At 67.9% G+C, this 3474-nt stretch carries 2 protein-coding genes and 1 pseudogene; 2 read left to right on the top strand and 1 reads right to left on the bottom strand.

The genetic code is table 11. The features are described from left to right. The first annotated feature begins 148 nt into the window (after positions 1-148). On the top strand, positions 149-1147 hold the full coding sequence (gene hpnH, locus AC08OJ_RS19280; protein ID WP_476594700.1) for an adenosyl-hopene transferase HpnH: 999 nt from the start codon (positions 149-151) through the stop codon (positions 1145-1147). A 415-nt stretch (positions 1148-1562) separates the two neighbouring features. Next, on the top strand, positions 1563-2783 hold the full coding sequence (locus AC08OJ_RS19275) for a beta-ketoacyl-[acyl-carrier-protein] synthase family protein (protein WP_476596471.1): 1221 nt from the start codon (positions 1563-1565) through the stop codon (positions 2781-2783). 292 nt (positions 2784-3075) lie between these two features. Here the strand turns inward: AC08OJ_RS19275 and AC08OJ_RS19270 are convergent. Then, a pseudogene (locus AC08OJ_RS19270) lies at positions 3076-3404 on the bottom strand (PP2C family protein-serine/threonine phosphatase). Positions 3405-3474 lie beyond the last annotated feature (70 nt).

Here is a 3474-nt window from a genome sequence, read left to right as displayed (position 1 = left end):
GTTCCACCCCACGCCCACTCCGACCCACGCCGAATCCACCAGCTCCGCACCACACGCCTACACTGACCGGAACAGTCACTGACCGGAACAGCGCGGCATCGCGACTCCACCCACCAGGCGACCGAAGACCAACAGCAGGAGGGTGAAAATGGCCATTCCGCGGCGCCAGGCAATCAGGATCGGCGCTTATCTCCTCAAGCAGAAACTCGCCAGGCGGGACAAGTTCCCGATCACCCTCGAACTCGAACCCCTGTTCGCATGTAACCTCGCCTACGAGGGCTGCGGCAAGATCCAACATCCCGCGGACGTGCTGAAACAGCGCATGCCCGTCGAGCAGGCGCTCGCCGCCGTCGACGAGTGCGGCGCCCCCGTGGTGTGCCTGGCAGGCGGCGAACCGCTGATGCACCCGCAGATCGAAGACATCGTGGCAGGCCTGGTGAAACGTAAGAAGTTCATCTACCTGTGCACGAACGCCCTCCTGATCCCACGCAAGATCGACAAGCTGCGCCCGTCACCGTACCTGTCCTTCGCGGTACACATCGATGGCCTCGAGGAACGCCACGACAAGTCCGTGGCCAAGCCGGGCGTGTTCGCCCAGGCCGTGGACAACATCAAAGAGGCGCAGCGCCGCGGCTTCCGCGTCACCACGAACACCACGTTCTTCAACACCGACACCCCCCAGACCGTGATCGAGGTGTTGGACTTCCTCAACAACGACCTCAACGTCGACGGGATGATGCTCTCCCCCGCCTACGCCTACGGGAAAGCCCCCGACCAGGACAGCTTCCTCGGGGTCAAGGAAACCCAGGAACTGTTCCGCAAGGCGTTCGCCGACGGCCGCCGCAAGAACTGGCGGATCAACCACTCCCCCCTGTTCCTGGACTTCCTCGAAGGAAAGATCGACTTCCCGTGCACGGCCTGGGGAATTCCGTCCTACTCCCTGTACGGCTGGCAGAAGCCGTGCTATCTGATGGGCGACGGCTACGCCAGGACCTACCAGGAACTCCTTGACACCACCGACTGGGAGGCCTACAGACGAGGCCGCGACCCGCGCTGCGCGAACTGCATGGCACACTGCGGCTACGAACCGACCGCCCTCGCGGCGACCCTGTCCTCCCTGCGGGAATCCATCCGCGCGGCCCGCTGAGACCGGCCCCGGGACCACCGGCCAGCCCCGGGAAACGACCTCGGTGCGGCGGCCGTCGCACCGAGGTCCTCCACCAGACACCCCCGGCTCGGATACGCCGGGAAGAGCGGCATAACGGGAAGAGCGGCATAAGCGGGATCCGACCCGAAACCGCATTATGACCCAATTATGACTACCTGCACCCCGACACTCACCCACCGCCCCCTCGCCGGTTCGGCGTCATGGGCCGCGGCGGCGCCCGTCTCGCCATCGTAGGGCTCGCGGGTCTTTGTAGGGTTCCCACAACACCTGGCCGCCGACATCGGTAGCGGCGGAGCTGTCCAGACCGCGCCCCGAGCTGGGAAGGTGACCCGGAGCGAGGATCGGAACCGCCTTTCTGGCGTTCCGCCCTCATCGTGACGGGAAGGGGTAATTAGTGGTTTACGACAAGATCGTGGTGACGGGTCTCGGTGCGATGACTCCACTCGGCGGCAACCTCGCCGCCACCTGGGACGGGCTGGTCGCGGGTGCCTCGGGTGTCGCGGTGATCGAAGACGAATGGGCGCGGGAGCTGCCGGTCCGACTCGCCGCCCGGCTGCCCGTCGACCCCGCGGCAACGCTGCCGGGCAAGGACAGCCGCAAGCTCGACCGCGGTGAACAGATGGCGATCGTCACCGCCCGGCAGGCATGGGCGGACGCGGGATCCCCCGAGGTCGCTCCCAAACGGCTCGCGGTCGTCATCGGCACCGGTTACGGCGGGGTGCAGTCCACCCTGGGCCAGCACCGCATCCTGGAGCAGGCCAGTGCGCGCCGGATATCCCCTCAAACGGTGATCATGCTGATGCCCAACGGCCCGGCGGCGTGGGTGAGCATCGACCTCGGTGCGAAGGCCGGCGCCCGCACCCCGGTCAGCGCCTGCGCGTCCGGCGCCGAGGCGATCGCCACCGGTATGGAGATGATCCAACACGGGCTGGCCGACGTCGTGGTCGCCGGCGGCGTCGAGGCGCCGGTCGACACGCTGCCGCTGGCAGCGTTCGCGCAGATGAAGGCCCTGTCGACCCGGCACGACGACCCGGCAGCCGCCTCCCGGCCCTTCGACGCCGACCGTGACGGTTTCGTGCTCGGCGAGGGCGCCGGCCTGCTGGTCCTGAAACGGGCCGGGTTCGCCGCCGCCCGCGGCGCCCGCGTGTACGCCGTCGCCGCCGGCGCGGCCACCAACTCCGACGCCCTCGACATCGTCACCGCCGACCCCGCCGGGCAGCGCAGGGCCATCGAGGCCGCACTGTCCGGCGCCGGCCTCACCCCCACCGATATCGGCCTCGTACACGCCCACGCCACCTCTACCCCCGTCGGTGACCCCTTGGAGGCCGAGGCGATCACTCAGACGATCGGCACCCATCCGGCGGTCACGGCCACCAAGTCGATGACCGGGCACATGCTCGGCGCCGCCGGCGCGGTGGGCGCCATCGCCACGGTGCTCAGCATCCGCGACGGCGTCATACCCCCGGTACGCAACCTTGACCGGCTCGACCCGGCGATCAAGCTCGACGTCGTGTCCGGACAGGCCCGCCACGAGACCGTCCGCGCCGCCGTGGCCAACGCCTTCGGCTTCGGCTTCGGTGGGCACAATGTCTCCCTGGCGTTCACCGCCCCCTGAGTCTCCCTGGCATTCACCGCCCCCTGAACCGGCCGCGCCGGCCACGCCTGGCTGGACTCGAACGCGCTCCGGTCCCCGTCGTGTTTCCGCCCGCCCAGAGGCCTCACTTCCCATTACTGACCATTGCCGATCATTGCCGATCATTGCCGATCATTTCTTCCAGCAAGGGAACGGCGAAGACACCTTGCCGTCCTTCATGATCTAGAGCGGGGTTGAGAAGGTCACCCAGATGCGGCTGTGATCCAAAGGTGTCAGCCGTCGATGGTTGAGGCTAGGAGAACCCGTAATGATCTTATTGGGCGTGGGCGAGGAGGAGGGTGACGTCGTCGTAGCCGTCGTTGCGGTTGAGGAGGGTCAGTAGCCGGTCCGCGGTGGTGGACAGGTCGGCTGTTTCGGTGAGGATGCGCAGCAGGCGTCGGCAGCCCTCGCCGATGTCGACGGTGGGGGATTCGACGAGGCCGTCGGTGTAGAGGGCGAGGGTAGAGCCGGGGGGAAGCGGTGGCGGGTTTCGGTGAACGTCTGCTCGGTGACGCCGAGGATGATTCCGTGGGGGTCGTCGAGGAGGTCGGTGGTGCCGTCGGGGTGGCGCAGGGCGGGGGGGAGGTGGCCGCCGTTGGCCACGGTCAGGGTGCTGGTGGCCGGGTTCTGGATGGCGTAGGCGACACTGGCGATGGTGTCGATGCTGCGGGTG

It is taken from the genome of Frankia sp. CgKIO3 (genome assembly GCF_977946435.1).
This window is presented reverse-complemented; position numbering and strand designations above follow the sequence as displayed.

What these genes read in the sequence shown, in the direction of transcription:
- hpnH (WP_476594700.1), top strand. Translation starts at nt 149, where the DNA reads ATGGCCATTCCGCGGCGCCAGGCAATCAGGATCGGCGCTTATCTCCTC.